This is a genomic window from Phytoplasma sp., from assembly GCF_035187685.1.
Classification (GTDB): domain Bacteria; phylum Bacillota_I; class Bacilli_A; order Acholeplasmatales; family Acholeplasmataceae; genus Phytoplasma.
In genome coordinates this window covers 175,465-194,286 of sequence record NZ_CP131022.1, presented here as the reverse complement: position 1 = coordinate 194,286, position 18,822 = coordinate 175,465, and the positions used below count along the sequence as shown (strand labels likewise).

15 protein-coding genes are annotated in these 18,822 nt (G+C 23.9%); 6 read left to right on the top strand and 9 right to left on the bottom strand.

The window, feature by feature from the left end:
- Positions 1-18 precede the first annotated feature (18 nt).
- The 4 genes from Q2306_RS00805 to Q2306_RS00790 all read left to right on the top strand — a co-directional run bounded on the left by Q2306_RS00805 (position 19) and on the right by Q2306_RS00790 (position 4,890).
- Entirely contained in the window at positions 19-759 is a 741-nt protein-coding gene (locus Q2306_RS00805) for a nucleotide exchange factor GrpE (RefSeq protein ID WP_323847853.1), read from the top strand.
- Entirely contained in the window at positions 746-2,605 is a 1,860-nt protein-coding gene (gene dnaK, locus Q2306_RS00800) for a molecular chaperone DnaK (protein WP_323847852.1), read from the top strand. The genes Q2306_RS00805 and dnaK overlap by 14 nt, the downstream gene beginning before the upstream one ends.
- Before the next feature lie 101 nt (positions 2,606-2,706).
- Positions 2,707-3,780 carry a molecular chaperone DnaJ gene (gene dnaJ, locus Q2306_RS00795; protein ID WP_323847851.1) on the top strand — a complete coding sequence of 358 codons (1,074 nt, stop codon included), beginning with the start codon at positions 2,707-2,709 and terminating at the stop codon, positions 3,778-3,780.
- A gap of 120 nt (positions 3,781-3,900) precedes the next feature.
- Positions 3,901-4,890 (top strand): lipoate--protein ligase, encoded by a 990-nt coding sequence (locus tag Q2306_RS00790; protein ID WP_323847850.1) that lies wholly within the window; start codon positions 3,901-3,903, stop codon positions 4,888-4,890.
- A 156-nt stretch (positions 4,891-5,046) separates the two neighbouring features.
- On the opposite strand, the gene Q2306_RS00785 is transcribed toward Q2306_RS00790, so the two are convergent.
- The 9 genes from Q2306_RS00785 to asnS form a co-directional block, all read right to left on the bottom strand.
- On the bottom strand, positions 5,047-5,652 hold the full coding sequence (locus Q2306_RS00785; protein WP_323847849.1) for a nitroreductase family protein: 606 nt from the start codon (positions 5,650-5,652) through the stop codon (positions 5,047-5,049).
- Between the two features lie 118 nt (positions 5,653-5,770).
- Positions 5,771-7,708 carry a threonine--tRNA ligase gene (gene thrS, locus Q2306_RS00780; protein ID WP_323847848.1) on the bottom strand — a complete coding sequence of 646 codons (1,938 nt, stop codon included), beginning with the start codon at positions 7,706-7,708 and terminating at the stop codon, positions 5,771-5,773.
- A 124-nt stretch (positions 7,709-7,832) separates the two neighbouring features.
- Positions 7,833-9,203 carry a tRNA uridine-5-carboxymethylaminomethyl(34) synthesis GTPase MnmE gene (gene mnmE / locus Q2306_RS00775; RefSeq protein WP_323847942.1) on the bottom strand — a complete coding sequence of 457 codons (1,371 nt, stop codon included), beginning with the start codon at positions 9,201-9,203 and terminating at the stop codon, positions 7,833-7,835.
- A 23-nt stretch (positions 9,204-9,226) separates the two neighbouring features.
- Entirely contained in the window at positions 9,227-10,198 is a 972-nt protein-coding gene (locus Q2306_RS00770) for a bifunctional oligoribonuclease/PAP phosphatase NrnA (protein WP_323847847.1), read from the bottom strand.
- Positions 10,199-10,229: 31 nt separating this feature from the next.
- On the bottom strand, positions 10,230-11,780 hold the full coding sequence (locus tag Q2306_RS00765; RefSeq protein WP_323847846.1) for an extracellular solute-binding protein: 1,551 nt from the start codon (positions 11,778-11,780) through the stop codon (positions 10,230-10,232).
- Positions 11,764-12,669 carry a carbohydrate ABC transporter permease gene (locus Q2306_RS00760; RefSeq protein ID WP_323847845.1) on the bottom strand — a complete coding sequence of 302 codons (906 nt, stop codon included), beginning with the start codon at positions 12,667-12,669 and terminating at the stop codon, positions 11,764-11,766. The genes Q2306_RS00765 and Q2306_RS00760 overlap by 17 nt, the downstream gene beginning before the upstream one ends.
- A 21-nt stretch (positions 12,670-12,690) precedes the next feature.
- Positions 12,691-13,614, bottom strand: a complete 924-nt coding sequence (locus tag Q2306_RS00755) for a sugar ABC transporter permease (protein ID WP_323847844.1) — start codon at positions 13,612-13,614, stop codon at positions 12,691-12,693.
- Positions 13,615-14,709, bottom strand: coding sequence for an ABC transporter ATP-binding protein (locus Q2306_RS00750; RefSeq protein ID WP_323847843.1), 1,095 nt, complete (start codon positions 14,707-14,709; stop codon positions 13,615-13,617). It lies immediately after the preceding gene.
- 43 nt (positions 14,710-14,752) lie between these two features.
- Positions 14,753-16,141 (bottom strand): asparagine--tRNA ligase, encoded by a 1,389-nt coding sequence (gene asnS / locus Q2306_RS00745; RefSeq protein WP_323847842.1) that lies wholly within the window; start codon positions 16,139-16,141, stop codon positions 14,753-14,755.
- Positions 16,142-16,904: 763 nt separating this feature from the next.
- Here asnS and Q2306_RS00740 point away from each other — a divergent pair.
- A complete protein-coding gene (locus Q2306_RS00740) occupies positions 16,905-17,564 on the top strand; it encodes an adenylate kinase (protein WP_323847841.1) in 660 nt (219 codons plus the stop codon).
- Positions 17,565-17,732: 168 nt separating this feature from the next.
- A complete protein-coding gene (locus tag Q2306_RS00735; RefSeq protein ID WP_323847840.1) occupies positions 17,733-18,056 on the top strand; it encodes a hypothetical protein in 324 nt (107 codons plus the stop codon).
- Positions 18,057-18,822: the final 766 nt, after the last annotated feature.

Here is an 18,822-nt window from a genome sequence, read left to right as displayed (position 1 = left end):
GGAGTTGTTTTCGAAAAAATGAAAGAAAAAGAAATTCAAAAAGAAAATTGTTGTTGCGAAGAAATAAAATGTTGTTGCGAAGAAATACAAAAAGATCAACATGATAATGATGATGTACAAAACAACAAAACAAAATCTTGTAACAACCAATGTAACGAGTGTTCCTTGAATGAAACTAAAAAAAATAAGAAACAAGACAACAACAAAAAAGAAAATCATTCTAATTCTGATGAAACAAAAAATCAATATCAAATCAAAAACAATGAATTAGAAAAAGAAATAAAACAACTAAAAGACAATTTATCTGAAATAAATAAAATGTATAAAAATGAAAAATTAAAATACCAAGCAAATTTAGATAATTTTCAAAAAAGAATTCAAAAAGAAAAAATTCATTCTTTAAAATATGCTTCTATGAATTTAATTACTCAAATTTTAGTTCCTTTAGAACAATTAGAAAAAGTTTTAGAAATGTCTCCAGAGGAACCTTTATTAAAAAATTTTTTATCAGGTTTTAAAATGATTCATCAACAAATTAAAGAAATTTTAAATAAAGATGGAGTTAAAGAAATTAAAGCTTTAGGTGAAAAATTTAACCCTGAATTTCATCATGCAATTGAGAAAATTTCAGATAAAAACAAACCTGATGGTGTTAACGTAGCTGTTTTACAAAAAGGTTTTATATATAAAGACTTAGTTATAAAACCAGTTATGGTAAAAGTAAACGAATGGAGTAAAGAAAAAAATGAAAACAAATAAAATTATTGGAATAGACTTAGGCACAACTAACTCTTGTGTTTCTGTTATGGAGGGCAAAGAGGCCAAAGTTATTATTAATTCTGAAGGCGGAAGAACTACCCCTTCAATAGTTGCTTTTAGAAATGACGAGATTTTGGTAGGAGAAGTAGCTAAAAGACAAATGTTAACTAATCCAGATACTATCTTATCTATCAAAAGACATATGGGAGAAAAAGGTTTTACAGTTAATATTAAAGGCAAAAAATATACTCCTCAAGAAATAAGCGCAATGATTTTAAGAAATTTAAAAAAACAAGCCGAAGATTATTTAGGGGCAGAAGTTACAAATGCAATTATTACTGTACCTGCTTATTTCAATGATGCTCAAAGACAAGCTACTAAAGATGCAGGTAAAATTGCTGGTTTAGAAGTAAAACGAATTATTAACGAGCCAACAGCTGCTGCTTTAGCTTATGGTATTGATAAAAGCGGCAAAGAACAAAATATTTTAGTTTTTGACTTGGGTGGAGGTACTTTTGACGTTTCTATTTTAAATTTAGCAGAAGGTAATTTTTCTGTTTTATCAACTGCTGGAGACAATCTTCTAGGTGGAGATGATTTTGACAACAAAATTATTGATTTTTTACTTAAAGAAATTAAAAAAGAACATTTAGTAGATTTAAGCAAAGATAAAGCGGTTATGCAAAGATTAAAAAGTGCTGCTGAAAATGCCAAAAAAGAATTAAGCAGTGCTATGTCTGCTCAAATTTCTTTACCATTCTTAACAATGATTCAAAAACAAGATCAAGGCAGTTCTATTGGTGAATCTATTCATTTTGAATATAATTTAACAAGAGTGAAATTTAATGAATTAACTCAAGATTTAGTAGACCGTTGTTTAATCCCTTTAAAACGTGCTTTAAAAGATGCTAATATAAAACCAGAAGAAATTCAACAAGTACTTTTAGTAGGCGGTTCAACTAGAATTCCAGCTGTTCAAGACCTAGTAAAAAAAACATTAAACAAAGATAATTTAAATAAAAGTATTAATCCTGACGAAGTAGTTGCTATGGGAGCTTCTATTCAAGGTGGTATTTTATCGGGAGATGTAAAAGATATTGTTCTTTTAGATGTAACTCCGCTTTCTTTAGGTATCGAAACTTTAAACAACGTTTTCACGAAATTAATTGAAAGAAATACAACAATTCCTACAACAGCTAAAAAAGTTTTCTCAACAGCTGAAGATAATCAAACTGCGGTTGATATTCACGTGTTACAAGGAGAAAGACCTTTAGCAGGAGAAAATAAAACTTTGGGTCGTTTTCAATTAAATGATATTCCAGCGGCACCAAGAGGAGTACCACAAATAGAAGTGACTTTTGATATTGATGTAAATGGTATTGTTTCAGTTCAAGCTAAAGATTTAGGTACTAAAAAAGAACAAAAAATTACTATTTCAGGAAATGGCTCATTATCAAAAGAAGATATAGAAAGAATGATTAAAGAAGCTGAAGAGAATGCAGAAGCTGATAAAATACAAAGAGAAAAAATTGATACTTTGAACGAAGCTGATAATTTACTTTTTCAAACTAAAAAATCTTTAGATACTTTGAAAGACGAAATAAAACAAGAAGAAAAAGAAAAAATCGAAGAACAAATTAAAAATTTAGAAGAAGCTTTACAAAAAGAAGATATCGCTCTTATTAAAGAAAAAATCAGTCTTTTAGAAAAAGAATCTCAAGCATTAGCTATGAAAGCTTATCAAAAAGCTCAAGAAAAAACAAAAGATAACACAAAAAATAATGATCCTAAAAAAGAATCTAATCCAGATGAAGTAGTAGATGCTGAATTTAAAGAAAAAAAATAATTTTATTTAGACAGAAATAAAAAACCAAAAAAAGAAATTAATCTTTTTTTGGTTTCTTTGTTAAAAATAAAAATCTGTTACAAAACTAGAGGAGTTTTATTATGAAAAAGGATTATTATGATGTTTTAGGTGTTTCTAAAAACGCAAGCGAATCAGAAATTAAATCAGCTTATCGTAAACTTGTTAAAAAACATCACCCTGATGTATCTAAAGAACATGATGCTGCTGAAAAATTTAAAGAAGTTCAAGAAGCTTATCAAGTTTTAAGTAATGCTCAACAAAGAAGTAATTATGATCGTTTTGGCAACCAAGATTATAATAACAGTGGTTTTAGAAGCGGCTTCGAAGGCGGTTTCCAAGGATTTAATCAAGATTTTAGTTTTAGTGATATTTTCGATGATTTTTTTGGAGAAAGAAAAAATAAAAACAATACAAATAAATACAAAGTAAAAGATCAAAATATAGAAATAGTAATTGATTTTTTAGATGCTTGTTTAGGCAAAGAAATAGAATTTCAAAATAAATTTGAAGAAGATTGTAAACAATGTAATGGGACAGGAGCAAACAATTATCAAGACATTAAAACGTGTAACCATTGCAATGGTGAAGGATATATTACTGAATATCAAAACACTTTTTTAGGAAAAATTGGAACACAAAAAGTATGTCGCAATTGTAGCGGACAAGGAAAAACTATCATTAAAAAATGTTCTTTTTGTAAAGGGTTACAAAGAGTATCTAATATTAAAACAATAAAAGTTTCTATACCTGCCGGAATTGAAAACGGAATGACAATGCAATTGGAAAAACAAGGTCATGGTAAACATTTAAATTCAGAAAATAGTGATTTATATATAACTATTAAAATTCGCCCTCATGATATTTTCGAAAGAGAAAAACAAAATATCCTTTCCACTTTTTATATTGATTTTTATGATGCTGTTTTAGGAAAAACAATAAACATACCTACTATTTATGGAGAAGTTGAATTAAAAATACCAGAAGGAACACAAACACATACCAAATTTAAATTAAAAAACAAAGGTATTCCTTATCTACATTCCTCTTATCGTAAAGGGGATCATTATGTTATGGTCAAAATCAAAACTCCTAGATTATCTAATAAACAAAAAGAACTTCTAAAACAAATGAAAGAATTAGATGCATTATTTTAAAAAAATTTTTGATTTTTGAAAATTTATAAACAAATTATTTTTATAATTAAAACAAAAATTTTTGAAAAAGAATTTATTAATATTTTCTTTTTCAAATTGTTTTAAATAAAGGAGCAAAAAATGATTTTAGTTAAATTTAATAAACCTAAAGATTTAAAGCCTTATTTTTACTTTGCTCTTGAAGAATATATTTTAAATAATCTTTTAAAAAAAAATGAAACCTTTTTCTTTCAATGGCAAATTAAAGGTATAGTTGTAGGGAAAAATCAAATTATCGAAAATGAAGTTAATTTAGATTTTGTTCGTGAAAATAAAATCGACATTTTTAGAAGAGCAACAGGTGGAGGGTGTGTTTATAATGATCCGAAAACACCTATTTTTAGTATTATTACAGCTCAGCAAAATCAAAGTTTTAATTTTAAAACATATTTAAATAAAATTGTTGAAGCTTTTAAAAACTTAGGAATTGAATTATATTTAAGCGGGAGGAATGATATTCTTATCAATGATAAAAAAATTTCAGGAAACTCCTTTATGAAAAATAAAAATGGAATGGTTATGCATGGAACTTTACTTTATGATTGCGATATCGATACAATGGTAAGATGTATTACTCCTGATAATAAAAAATTAATTTCTAAAGGAATACAAAGTGTTTCTCAAAGAGTTACTAATTTAAAACAATTTCTGAAAGGAATGAGTCAAAAAGAATTAACAAATTATTTAGATAATTATTTAACAGATAAACAATATACTTTAACTTCTGATGAAACGGTTAAAGTAGAAAAAATGTCAGAAAAATATTCTTCTAAAGAATGGATTTTTGGAGAACAACCACAATATGATAAAAAATTAAAACAAAAATTTGGATGGGGAAATTTAGAAATTTTATTATCTCTTGATAGAGGAACAATAAAAAACATTATCTTAAAAGGAGATTTTTTTCATAAAAAAGACAATTTATCAGAATTATTAAATAATTTTGTGAAAATTCCTTATAACAAAAAAAATTTACAAACCATTTTAAAAAATGTTAATATTCAAGATTACATCTTAGACGCTACCAATGAAGATTTTTTATCATTATTAGAACAAGGTATTCTTTATTAAAAATCGTAATTAATTCCATTTATTTTAACTATTATGACATAATGAAATATAATAAAAAATTCTAAATTGTCTTATTCAAAAAAATAAACAATTTAGAATTTTTTATTATATATTAGTTTTTTAATTATTATTTCAATAATTAATTTAGTTTAATAATTACAAAAAAGAAACAATTTCTTTAACATCCAATTTAAATTTTGTTGCATTTTGTGTTAAATTTATATCAGATTTACCTACAGAAATCAAAATAATAGGTTGATAATTAAGAGGAATATTAAAAAGATAGTTTATTTTTTCAAAACAAAAACCTCCCATAAAACAAGAACTATAACCAAATTTTTGAAGCGTTATAATAAAATTAAAAGAAATAAGACCGCATTCTAAACAAATTTCATTCTTAACTTTATCAAGGCTCATTTTACCATAATGTTGTTTTATTTTATTAATAGTTATTTCTTTATTTGTAAAATCTATTTCTTTATTCAAAAACTTTTGATTATAAATATAATCGCTTAAATTGTGTTTATCTAAAACACCACAAACTAAAACTGTAGCAGAACTAGTTTCTAATTGAAATAAATTTCCACGATGTATAATTGTTTTTAATTTTTGTTTAGCCTCTTCACTTTCAATAACAACAAAACGCCAAGGTTGCAAATCAAAAGAAGAGGGAGTATAACGAATTTCATCAAAAATTTGCAACCATTCGTCCAAAGATATTTTATGATTTTTTTTAAATGTTCTAACTGTTCTAATACGCATAAAAATATTTCATTACCTTTTAATATTGTATTTAACAAATTACATAACTTAATTATATAAAAATAAAAATTATATTTCAATATTTTTTTCTAATATTATAGAAATACAAATATAATTTTTATTTTTTATCTATAATTCTTTTGTGTAACATTTTTATAAATTCTTCTATAACTATTTCTTCTTGTTTTAAACTTTGATATTTTCTTACAGTTAAAAAATTGCTATTCATTTCTTTATCGCCTATAACTAGTTGATAAAGAATTTTATTTTTTTGAGCTTCTCTTATTTTATAACTTAAACTTGTTTCTTTATCGTTTAATTCTATTCTGAAATTATTTTTAACTAACAAATCTCTTATTATTTTTGTATATTCTAAATGAATTGCATTATTAACAGGAATTAATATAATTTGAACAGGTGCAAGCCATAATGGTAAAACACCTTTATTTTTTTCTAATAAATAAGACACAAATCTTTCTAAAGTCGAAACAACACCTCTGTGGATTACAATAGGAAAATGTTCTTTGTTATCTGGTCCTATATAAGTCAAATTAAATTTTTGTGGTAATAAAAAATCTAATTGAATAGTTGATAAAGTTTCTTCATTTTTTAAAGCAGTTAAAATTTGAATATCTATTTTAGGGCCATAAAAAGCAGCATCACCAGTAACTTCTTTATAATTAATATTATTTTCTTGTAATATTTCTCTCAAAAAAGATTCTGATTTAAACCACATTAAATCGTTATCAAAATATTTATTTTTATTCAAAATATCTCTAGTGCTTAAATTAAAACTATAATCTGTAATATCGAAATCTTTGTAAACTTCTAAAATCAACTTAATAATTTGAATTATTTGTTCTTGGATTTGACCTTCTTCGATAAAAATATGAGCATCATTTAAAGTCATTTCTCTTGTTCTTTGTAAACCAGCAACAGCACCTGAATGTTCAAAACGATGCATCATACCTAATTCTGCAATTTTCAAAGGTAATTCTTTATAACTTCGTAAATTGTTTTTAAAAATCATCATATGATGAGGACAATTCATAGGACGTAAAACTAATTTTTCTTCATTAGGCATTTCCATTATAGGAAACATATTCTCTTTATAAAGTTCTAAATGACCTGATTGTTGATATAATTTAGTATTAGCTAAAATAGGAGTATAAACATGTTGATAACCATAACTTATTTCTTTATCAATAATGTATCTTTCTATAATACGTCGAATAGTAGCACCTTTAGGCAACCAAAAAGGCAACCCTACGCCAACTTCAGAAGATAACATAAATAATTGTTGTTCTTTATTAATATTTTTATGATCTCTATGTTTTCTATCTTCTAATAATTGCAAATATTCTTTTAAATCTTTATTATTAAAAAACGAAACACCATATATCCTTGTCAAAGCAGATTTGTTTACATCTCCTTCGAAATAAGAACCAGATATGTGTAATAATTTAAAATTTTTCATTATTTTAGTATTAATTAAAAAAGGATTTAAATTATTAAACTGAAAATCTTCAAAATCTAAACAAGAATAAATATCGATAAAATCGATATTTTTACTTTTTTGAAGCATATCTTTTTTATATTTATTAAAAGAAAATTTATCATATACATCTTTATAAATTATTTTTTTTTTGACAATATCTAATTGTTCGTTAGAAATTTGATGCATCATTTTTTCTATTTCAGGTAAATAATTTTGAGAAAAAATCATGTTTTGAAAATCTATTTCGTAATAAAAACCTTCTTTATGATGCGAACCAGAAACTAAAAGGGCATCAGGATAAATTCTTTGAATAGCTTGAGCCATCAAAAGAGCGGTATTATAATTTAAAATTTGTAAACTTTCAGGTTTATCTGAAGTAATAATTTCTAATAAACCATCTACTTCTAATTTTGTTTTTAAATCGATTAATTTGCCATTAAAATAAGCAGCTATTGGTTTATTAGAAAAAATAAAATTATGTTGTTTTATAATTTCTAAAATATCAATTCTTTTAGAAAATTTTTGATTTGAACCGTTCTTAAATTGGATATCGATCATATATGAAATTTCTAGCTTACCTTTATAATTTGTATTACAATTTTTTTGAAAAACATTTTCGTTTAATACTTAAATAAAACATTCTACTTAGTATTATTTTAACATTTAAAATTATTAATATTAATCATTTTCCTAAACAAAACTTAGAAAATAATTCGTTAATTAAATGGTCTGGAATATTTTTACCTAAAATATTTTCTAAAGCATTATAAGCTTCTTTTAAATTTATTGTGTGTATATCAACAGGCATTTGTTTTTTAATATCTATAATAATATTTGTTAAAGATTTGAGAGCAATTTCTATTTGTTTAATATGCCTTGCATTAGAAAAATAATTAAATTCTTTATTTTGAATATTATCTAATTGAAATTTTTGTAAAATCTTATTTTTTAATTTGTCAATGCCATCTTGATTATGACTAGATAATAAAATAATTTCTTCTTTAATTTGATTTAAATTCATTTTTGGAGGTAAATCAGATTTAGTTCCTATTATAATTCTAGAATATTTTTTAGTTAAATCAAGTAATATTTGATCGTCTTTGTCTAAAACATTACTTTGATCTAATAACAATAAAACTAATTCTGCTTCTTTTAAAAGTTGTTGAGATTTATCAACACCTATTTTCTCTAAAGGATCATTAGTTTTCCGAATCCCTGCAGTATCAATTAAAAATAAAGAAACACCTTTAACATTAATATATCCATCGACATAATCTCTTGTAGTACCAGCAATATCAGAAACAATAGCTCTTTTTTCTTGTAGTAAAACATTTAATAAACTAGATTTTCCTACATTAGGTTTTCCGATGATCAAAGTTTTAACTCCGTTTTTTAAAAAACGATTTTGGGTATACAAATTTAAAATTTCTTCCATTTTAGAAATCAATTTTTTAATTTGAGGTAAAATAATTTTATTAGTCATTTCCTCAATATCTAAATATTCAGGATAATCAATGTTGACTTCTATTTGACCTATTATTTTAACAATTTGATTAATTAAATCTTGTAATAATTTAGAATTTTTTTTTTGTAAACCTAAATTAGCTAATTTAATAGCGCTTTCATTTTGAGCAAAAATTAAATCCATGATTGATTCTGCTTGTATTAAATCTATTTTACCATTTAAAAAAGCTCTTTTACTGAATTCTCCTGGTTCCGATAATCTAATATCTAATGATAAAATTCTCTCTAATAACAATTGAGTTATTAAAATTCCTCCATGGCCTTGGACTTCGACAACATCTTCGCCAGTAAAAGAATGAGGTTTTTTAAAAATAGAAATTAATACTTCATCTAATATATTTTTATTTTTATCTAAAATAAAACCGTGATGAATAGTGTGCGAAGGTACTTGCGATAAATCAATGTTTTTTTTAGAACTTCGGAAAATTTGATTAATATTTTGGATTGCTTCTGGACCACTTACTCTTATAACATTAATGCTTCCAGTTCCTAAGGGAGTTGCAATGGCAGCAATATTATCATAAACAATCATATATTTAATACTTTCTTGACTTATTTATTAGTTATATTAGTGTGAATTGTTTGACTTTTTTCAGAATTAAATACTTTAATAGATTCTTTTATTAATTCAATAACTTCATTCATTTCATCCGTATTTTGCACAAAAATACCACAAGCTTTTTGATGACCGCCACCACCAAATTTATGTGCTATAGAATTTATTTTAGGACCCAAAGAACGAAGACTGAATTTATAAGAACCATTTTTATATGCCAAAATAAATCCCCATACTGAATTATTTTCGATATAATTGAAAACATTTACAATAGAAAAAGCTTCTTCAACAGTTAAATTATATTGTTCAAGTATTTCTTCGGAAAATTTAAAATAAATAAATCCACCTTCAGCTATAAAATTAGAACATACATAACCTTGAAATTTTAATAAATTAACACTTTTAAAATTTATTTTTTGATCTATTTCGAAAACATTTAAATCATATTTTAATAAATCAACAACAAATTGAAAAGTTTTATAATTAACTCTTTCAAAACGAAAATTACCTGTATCAGTTACAATGCCTGTATATATTGGTAAAGCTCCTTTGTAAGTTAATTTATAATTATGAAATTTTTTAAAATAGTAAATCATCTCTGAACAAGAAGCGAAATTACTATCTATCCATTCATAATCAGCGATTTTTTGAACAAACAAATGATGATCAATTCTAATGCTCATTTTTCCTAATTTATATCTATTATCACTAATAATTGAACTTTGTCCACAATCTACAATAAATACTAAAGCATCTTTATACACATCATCTTCTATTTGATCCATTTTACCCAAAAAAGAAATTTTTGGTGTTTCATCACCTACAACATACACTTTTTTATCAGGATAATTTGTTGCAATTATATCTTTTAATCCTAATTGGGATCCATAGCAATCTCCATCAGGTGTTTTGTGTCCATGAATAATTATTGTATTAAATTGTTCAATTTGTTTTTTAATAAAGTTCATTTTTAAAAACCTTTTCTTTTTTCATTTAAATTTATTTTATTATTCTTGTGATAGCTATTTGTAATAATTCATCTATCTTTCGATCTATGTTTTCATCTTCGCTCTTTATGATTAAAACGTCTATAAATAAATCAGTTATAATATTGCGGAAAAAATCGGATTTTTCGAAAACAGAAGTAACAAAAAAATCTTGTTGTAATTTTCTTTCCTTTATTTTTTTTCCATTGTCTAAAATGAATTTGTTAAAAAAATCTTTTCTAAATTTTTTTAAATCATCTGAATAAATTGATTGATCTATTATAGATTCTATTTTTTTTATCAATTTTGTTTTATCATCATCATTATAATTACGAGTAATGTTGAATAACTTATTTTTTTCTAAAAATTTTTGATAAACATCAAAAGATGTTAAATATTTTAAAAAAAACCAAGAAGCATAATTTTCTTTTGGATCTTTTGAATAAAATAAATTAACATTGGAACCTTGTAAAATATTTTTTTCTTTTCCAAATGTAGGTATAGAAGTGAAACTGGGAATAAAACCATCAATTTCGCATAAACTATCTATTCTTCTAGTTGATGTAATATAAAAAGCTATATTTTTGTCTTTAATAATTTTTTGAATATTATTTTCTTCGATTAATTTACTTAAGGTTAGATATTTTTTATTATATAAACGGTTAAATGTTTTTAATATAGTTTTTATTTTATCATCTTCTAAAAATTCTTGTGTTTTATCTTTTTGATCTGGATAAATTATACCTTGTTGTCTAGAAGAAATAATAAATAAATTAGTTTCGCTATCAACTAATATTGGAACAAAATCAGTTGTTTTATATTTTTCGAATTCTTTACAAATTATTTCCAGTTCGCCCCATGTCAATGATCGATTTCTTTTTTTAATGTATCCTTTGCTATCGACTAATTGTTTAAATTCAACTGAAGATGTCTGATCGTGTATTTCTTTTAATAAAGCATTATTATAAAACATAATTTCAGTAGTTTTCAAAAAAGGTAAATAATAGCTATCTTCTTTATTACCAAATTTAATTTTTTCACAATAACCATCTAAAAAAGGATATTTAAATGAATCATTAAACACATTAGTGTTTAAATCATCGTTATCTATAAACTGTCCTAAAGGTAATACTTTTCCAGATTTATGATAAAATCCTACATGATCAGGATAAGACACAACTAATTGGGGTTGTTTGCCCACAGCCAAAGCGCCAGTAACATTTTTAAAAATTTGTGGCCAAGAACCTTTATTATCTTCTAACACTTTAATACCAGGATATTCTTGTTCAAATTTTCTAATAATTTCTTGTAGTATTATTCTTTCGTCAGTATATAAATTATGCCAAAAATTAATTTTAGTTAAATCATTATTCTTTTTATGTTTTTTAAATTCTTCATATGCAGTTTTTAAACTTGCTTTAGTTACTTTAAAATTTCTTATTGCCTTTTCGTTTTCGTCTTTATTTGTTGTAGTAATTTTATTGCATATTAAAATAATAACAAATAAAAAGAAAAAATATCCCAAAATAATTAAATGATTTTTAACTTTAACCTTTGATGCCACTTGTATTTTCTCCTGAAGTAATATATTTTCTAAAAAAAATAAAAATCAAAATTAAAGGTATATTAATCAAAACAGCAACCGCCATTTGAATATTTATTGTCTCAATACCTGTTTCACTATCAAAAGTTTTTCTCATCATATTAGTTAATAATTTAGCACCCATTAATTCAGGCCAAGCATAAGCATTCCAAGTTGATACTATTCTAAAAACAACAGTAATAATAATAGTGGGTTTGGTTATAGGAACCAATATTTTCCACAAATATTTCCAATCACTAGTACCATCTATTTTAGCAGCATAATATAATTCTTTAGGAACGTTCTCAAAAATTCTTAATAATAATAAAACATGCACTATATTAATTAAATAAGGAATGATTATCGCAAAATCATTACCAAAAGGAAATCTTGAGCCCCGTCCAAAATCAATCCATCCTAAATCAGCAGCAGTCCTATAATTAACTATTGTTAAAGTTTCGGAAGTTGTCATCAAACCTAAATATAACAATATCATTAATGCGGGTTTAAAAGTAAAGTCAAAAATAGAACTCAAAGCGTAAGCAGTTAAAATACAACATAAAGTGCCGAAAAAAGTAGACAAAAAAGTAATTTTAAAAGTATTCCAAAAATAAGGTATAAAGGAAAATTGTTCACTAAAAGACTTTTTATAATTACTTATAACATTCATCAAATTCATAGGTAAAGATAAAGGATTGTTTTCAATAATTTCTGATGTACTTTTAATAGATGTAATAAACATTAAATAAAAAGGCAAAACAAATACAAAAGTAATCAAAAATAAAAATAAATATAAAAATAAAGAAGAAATTTTAATTTTAGTTTTATAATTACACCAATTATTTAAGAAAAAATTTTTATAATTATTCATTATTATCATATAACCTTTTAATTAATTTGTTTTTTTCCGAGAGATAATAAAACTTATTATCGTGAATAAAATAGAAATAACAAATAATATCATAGCAGCAACTGTTCCTTTGGAATAAGCATCATGTGTAGAAGCGGATAATTGATAATAAATATAACCTACTATGGTTTTTATTTTATATCCAGGATCAGGACCAAATAAACCAATAACAGAGTCATATTCTTTGAAAACAGCTAACATCTCTATAATAAATTGATAAAAAATAATAGGCGTAATTAAAGGTAAAGTGATTTTAGTAAAGACGCGCCATTTAGGAGTTCCATCAATTTTAGCTGCTTGATAATATGATTTATCAATATCTTGTAAAGCTAAAACAAAAACAAAAATTTTAAATGACAATCTAGCCCAAATATTATATAAAACTAAAACAAACATTTTATTGCTATAAGAAGCTGTTCTGCCAATCCATTCACAAGATGAAAAACCAAAAAAACTTATAAAAGAATTAAATAAACCAGTTGGTTTATTTGTAGAAATACCAGAATTATAATAAAACAAAATACCAAAAATCATCCCCATAACTATACTATTAGAAATTAAAGGCAAAAAGAAAAAAATTTTAAAAGTGTTTTTAAAAAAATAATTCTTCACACTATTTAAAGCTAAAGCGATAAATAAAGCAACTATAATTGATAATGGTACCACAAAAACAACCAATAATAAAGTATTTTGTAAAGCAGCTTTAAATTCTTCATCATGGCAAACTTTTATATAATTTTCTAATAAAGATAATTCTTGAAAAATATCCTGAAATTGATCATATTTTGTTATAGATATAATAAAAACTTTAGTCAAAGGAAAAAAAGTAAAAATACTTAAAACAATTAAAGCAGGAATTAAATAAAACCAATGTTTATTTTTTTTTTTGTTGACAATGTCAAACATTTAATAAAACCTATTACCAGTTTTTTTATCAAAAATAAAATATCTATTTTCAATAATATTAAAACGAAACTTTTTTTTATAAACATTAGTTAAATTTAATGATTTTTGTTTATAAGTTGGAATAATTATTTGAAAATTATTATTTATTGAATAAGGATGTTTAGCTAATAAAAATAATTCTCTACCTATATTTTCTAATGTTATTCCTTCTACTTCTAAAACACCATTTTCTTCTGCGTCATAACCTTCGGGCCTGATTGCAATTTGAATTTCTTTGTGTATATTTTTAAACCTAGAATGTTCTAAAATAACTTTATTGCCGATCATCAATTTACCATCTAAAATACAACCATTAAAAATAGAAATATGAGGAATCCCTAAAAAAGATGCTACAAATAAATTAACTGGATTTTCATAAATTTTTTTAGGAATATCTTTTTGTTGAATAAGCCCTTTATTCATTACATAAATTTTATCACTAATAGACATCGCTTCTTCTTGATCATGAGTAACAAAAATAGCTGTAATTTTAGTCTTTTTTTGAATCCTTCTAATTTCTTCTCTCATCTTGAAACGAAGTCTAGTATCCAAATTAGATAAAGGTTCATCTAATAATAAAATTTTAGGATTCTTAATTAAAGCTCTTGCTAAAGAAACTCTTTGTTGTTGTCCGCCAGAAAGTTCAGAAGGTTTTTTATCTAAATAGTCATCAATTGAAGCTAAAGCAGCAATTTTTTTAACTTCTTCGCGGATCTGTTCATCTGAAAATTTTAAATTTTGCAGCGGGAATATTATATTTTGAAGAGTTGTCATATGTGGATATAAAGAATAATTTTGAAAAACTAAACCAATACCTCTTTTTTCTGGGGAAAGTTCAGTAACATTTTTACCATCAAAAAAAATATTTCCTTCTGAAACACGAGATAAACCTGCAATCATATAAAGAATAGTTGATTTGCCACACCCTGATGGACCTAACAGACTTACTAACTCACCAGTAGCAATTTCTAAATTAATTTTTTCAACTGCGTAATATTTCTTTTTATTTTCTTTATTTGTATAAACTTTAGAAACATTCTTTAATATAATTCCCATGATTAAAATCCTTTAATATTTTATTTTACATTAATTTATCATTTTAACAAGCTTTTTTAGGAGTTCTTGGAAATGCTATAACGTCTCTAACATTATCTAAACCAGTTAAATAAACCAATAAACGCTCAAATCCTATACCAAAACCTGAGTGTATACAACCACCAAAACGACGTAAATCGAGATACCATTTCAATTCTTCTTGAGAAATATTAAAAATTTTCATCTTTTCTTGTAAAATTTTTAAATTTTCTTCTCTTTGAGAGCCGCCTAATAATTCTCCAATTTTAGGAACTAATAAATCCATAGCTGCAACAGTTTTATCATCTGAATTATTTTTCATATAAAAAGCCTTTATATCAATAGGCCAATCAGTAATAAAAATAGGTTCTCCAAAAAAATTTGTTAAAAACTTTTCATGTTCTGTAGATAAATCTAAACCATAAACAACTTTATTTTCAAAATCACATTTACTTTTTAATAAAATATCAATAACTTCTTTATATTTAATTTGTTTAAATTCTTTTAAATTAGCTACTTTTTCTAATCTTTGAATCAAATTTGTTTCTATGTTTTGTTCTAAAAATAAAAAATCTTCTTTATTTGTTCTTAAGCAAGATTTAATTATATATTGTATCATTTTCTGTGCTATTTGCATATTTTCTTGTAAATCACAAAAAGCAATTTCAGGCTCAATCATCCAAAATTCAGATATATGCCTTGAAGTATTAGACTTTTCAGCTCTAAAAGTAGGGCCAAAAGTATAAATTTTTTTAAAAGCTAAAGCCATTGCTTCGCCTTCTAATTGGCCTGTAACAGTTAAAAAAGTTGGTTGTCCAAAAAAATCTTGTTTATAATCAACTTGTTTATTTTCATCTAAAGGTAATTTATTAAAATCCAAAGTAGTAACTTGGAATAATTCTCCTGCACCTTCTCCGTCGCTTGTAGTAATGATCGGCGTATGAGCCCAAATAAATCCTTCTTTTTGAAAAAATTCATGAATACTCAAACTAACTGCATTTCTAATCCTAAAAACAACACCAAAAAGTGTAGTTCTTAATCTTAAATGTGTTTTTTGACGTAAAAATTCTCTAGAATGTTTTTTAGATTGAATCGGATAAGAATCATAATTAGGACCTAAAATAACTATTTTATCTGCTAACAACTCAAAAGGTTGATCAAATTCAGGAGTAATAATTAAATATCCTTCTAAATACAAAGAAACTCCTACTTGGAGCTTATCTTTTATTTCATTAAAATAAGTTGTTTGAACGTTTTTATAAACCACTTGTAATTCTTTAACAAAAGAACCATCGCTTAAATCACAAAAAAATAAATTTTTTTGAAAACGACAATTTCTAACCCAACCATTAATATAAATCTTTTGATTTACATATAATTTGTAATTATTATAAAGATCCTTAACAGAATACATTTTCTTCTCCTCTTTATAATCCATTACTTTAATTCATTGATTTTGTTCATCTTATTATTATTTATTTATTATTTGGACTTCATTAAAACATTTATATTGTAACCAAAAATAACAAATTAAAAAATAATTTATCATAAATTTTAAAAAATATAAAAATAAAACTTTTTATTATAAAAAATAATTTTTTTTATTATTTGATTTTATTTGCTAAAGTAATAATATTATATCAATATTTAAAATAATTTTGTTAGCAAACTAATTTTTTTTAAAAAAATCGAATTTATTACAATATTCATACACATACTTTTTATACAATTAATTACATAAAAATTAAATAATGTTTCTTTAATTTTTATGTTTATTTTAAATAATTTATTAAATAAACTTTAAATTAAACAATTTTTATGGTTTATAAAAAAAGTTTATAATTTTATTATAAATTTTCTACTTTAATATAGAAAATATAGAAAATTATTTATAAATTTGATATAATAAGTTTATCATCAGTTGAAATTAAAAAACACCTAACAAGTAAAAGTATTTCAAATGTTTAAATAATATATAATTTAATTTCTCTTCGAAATATATCTTTCTTGGCTCAGGATACAAAATAATCTAAAATTTGAAATTATTTTCATAAATTTTTATAGAAATTTCAATAAAAAAACAAAATATTTTTTATTATTACTTTAAACAAATTAAAAACTTTTAGAAAAAATTTTTTCATTTTATAAAAATATCATTTAAATATTAAGGATAAACAATGAATATAATTTTAATAGGGCCGCCTGCTTCTGGTAAAGGGACACAATCTGTAATTTTATCCAAACATTTTAATATTCCCCATATTTCCATAGGAGATATTTTTAGAGAAAATTTCAAAAACAAAACGAAATTAGGCAAATTAGTCGTTTCTTATATCAATAAAGGTTTATTGGTTCCAAATGAAATAACTAACTCTATGATAAGTAAGTATTTAAACCAAGATATTATTAAAAAAGGTTTTATTTTTGATGGTTATCCACGTAATTTAGAACAAGGTCATTTTTTAACTGAAGAATTAGAAAAAAGAAATATTAATTTAAATAAAGTGTTTTATTTTAATGTTGATGAACAATTACTAAAACAAAGAATAATAGGTAGAATGGTTTGCCCTCAATGCGGAGAAATTTATCATAAAGAAAAAAGATCTCCTGAAAGATATGGTTTTTGTAACAACGATAACACTTATTTAATTCAAAGGAAAGATGATAATTTAACTACTTTCCAAAAACGTTTATTAATTTATAAAAAAGAAACTTTTCCTTTAATAGATTATTATCAAAAAATAAACAAAGTATTAGAGATTAAAGTAAAAGATCCTCAACAATCAATCCAAGATATCACTAATATAATATTGGAACAATTAAAAAACATAAAATAAAAAATTTTTTTCTATTTATTGAATTTTTAAAAATAAATAGAAAAAAAATTTTTATAAAAATTAAAAATAAAATATTGTTCTAAATATTTTTTTAAATAAGAAAAATTTAATAATTTTTGAAATAAAATAAAAAAATATTTAATCAAAAATCAGAAAGTTTTTGAAATAATGAAATTAAAACAGAAAATATTATTAAATATTTCAGTAATATTAATAATATTTTGTTATACTTACTCTATAAATGCTAATTCTAATTCAAATGATCAAAAAAATGAAGAATTTATAAATTCTCCAACTATTTCAAAATTACAAACAATATTTCCTAAATTAAATAATCATGTTTTATTAAAAAAAGTTTTGAACAAAATATTAGAAGAATTTGATAAAGAATATTATAATGGAGAAAAAAAAGACGATATCAACGATAAAATTCGATTATTAGAAAAATATGGGCGACAAAGAGGCCTAATAAACAATAGATTAACGACCTAAAACGTGTAATAATCACGTACTTCATATCTTTGGTTTCTAAAACGAAAGAATTAGAAATTACAGCAAAAGATAAAAGCAAATTGAGGTGAAGTTATTAACCAAAATGATTTTGCAAGAAGAATGAATTCTATGGATAAGCTCTTCAAAGAGCCTAAATGCAACAAATGGGGTAATATTAAAACCAAATCGAAAATAGCTGAAATTACGATTTGCAAGAAGGAATTAATTAATATTTTATATTTGATTAATTAAATTATTAACGACTATATAAAGTCGATCTGGATTAAATTCCCACTTTCTTGACCTACTCAGTTAAAAAACATTTCTTATCTCTAAATAAAAATTAAAAAAATGAGTCAGCATACCTAAAGAATTCGCGTAGTTTATTAGAGTAACTTGTATCTTCCTAAAAGGTTTTAGAATATAAAACAGAAAACATAATCCAAATTGATAACCTCAAGGAAAAAGCAGAACCATAGTAGTCGTTAGAACAACACTTAAATCGGAATATTTAAGATAATCGCCTAACCAAGGAGAAGGTTAACAACCTTTACAGGGCGAAAGGAGAATTAATTTCAAGTTTAAGACTAAAAAGAAAGAATTTCAAAAAAAATATTGACAATTGAATAAAACAAATCTAATCTTTCTAATGCAAAGAATTTATTTTGCAATTTCTTTAACTTAAGAAATTAAAAACGCCGTATGCTTGAAAACTTGCTTGTACGGTGTTGTGTGGGGCTCAGTATAAATAACTAAAACGTACTGA

What these genes read in the sequence shown, in the direction of transcription:
- Q2306_RS00805 (WP_323847853.1), top strand. Translation starts at nt 19, where the DNA reads ATGAAAGAAAAAGAAATTCAAAAAGAAAATTGTTGTTGCGAAGAAATA.
- dnaK (WP_323847852.1), top strand. Translation starts at nt 746, where the DNA reads ATGAAAACAAATAAAATTATTGGAATAGACTTAGGCACAACTAACTCT.
- dnaJ (WP_323847851.1), top strand. Translation starts at nt 2,707, where the DNA reads ATGAAAAAGGATTATTATGATGTTTTAGGTGTTTCTAAAAACGCAAGC.
- Q2306_RS00790 (WP_323847850.1), top strand. Translation starts at nt 3,901, where the DNA reads ATGATTTTAGTTAAATTTAATAAACCTAAAGATTTAAAGCCTTATTTT.
- Q2306_RS00785 (WP_323847849.1), bottom strand. Translation starts at nt 5,652, where the DNA reads ATGCGTATTAGAACAGTTAGAACATTTAAAAAAAATCATAAAATATCT.
- thrS (WP_323847848.1), bottom strand. Translation starts at nt 7,708, where the DNA reads ATGATCGATATCCAATTTAAGAACGGTTCAAATCAAAAATTTTCTAAA.
- Q2306_RS00770 (WP_323847847.1), bottom strand. Translation starts at nt 10,198, where the DNA reads ATGAACTTTATTAAAAAACAAATTGAACAATTTAATACAATAATTATT.
- Q2306_RS00760 (WP_323847845.1), bottom strand. Translation starts at nt 12,669, where the DNA reads ATGAATAATTATAAAAATTTTTTCTTAAATAATTGGTGTAATTATAAA.
- Q2306_RS00755 (WP_323847844.1), bottom strand. Translation starts at nt 13,614, where the DNA reads ATGTTTGACATTGTCAACAAAAAAAAAAATAAACATTGGTTTTATTTA.
- Q2306_RS00750 (WP_323847843.1), bottom strand. Translation starts at nt 14,709, where the DNA reads ATGGGAATTATATTAAAGAATGTTTCTAAAGTTTATACAAATAAAGAA.
- asnS (WP_323847842.1), bottom strand. Translation starts at nt 16,141, where the DNA reads ATGTATTCTGTTAAGGATCTTTATAATAATTACAAATTATATGTAAAT.
- Q2306_RS00740 (WP_323847841.1), top strand. Translation starts at nt 16,905, where the DNA reads ATGAATATAATTTTAATAGGGCCGCCTGCTTCTGGTAAAGGGACACAA.
- Q2306_RS00735 (WP_323847840.1), top strand. Translation starts at nt 17,733, where the DNA reads ATGAAATTAAAACAGAAAATATTATTAAATATTTCAGTAATATTAATA.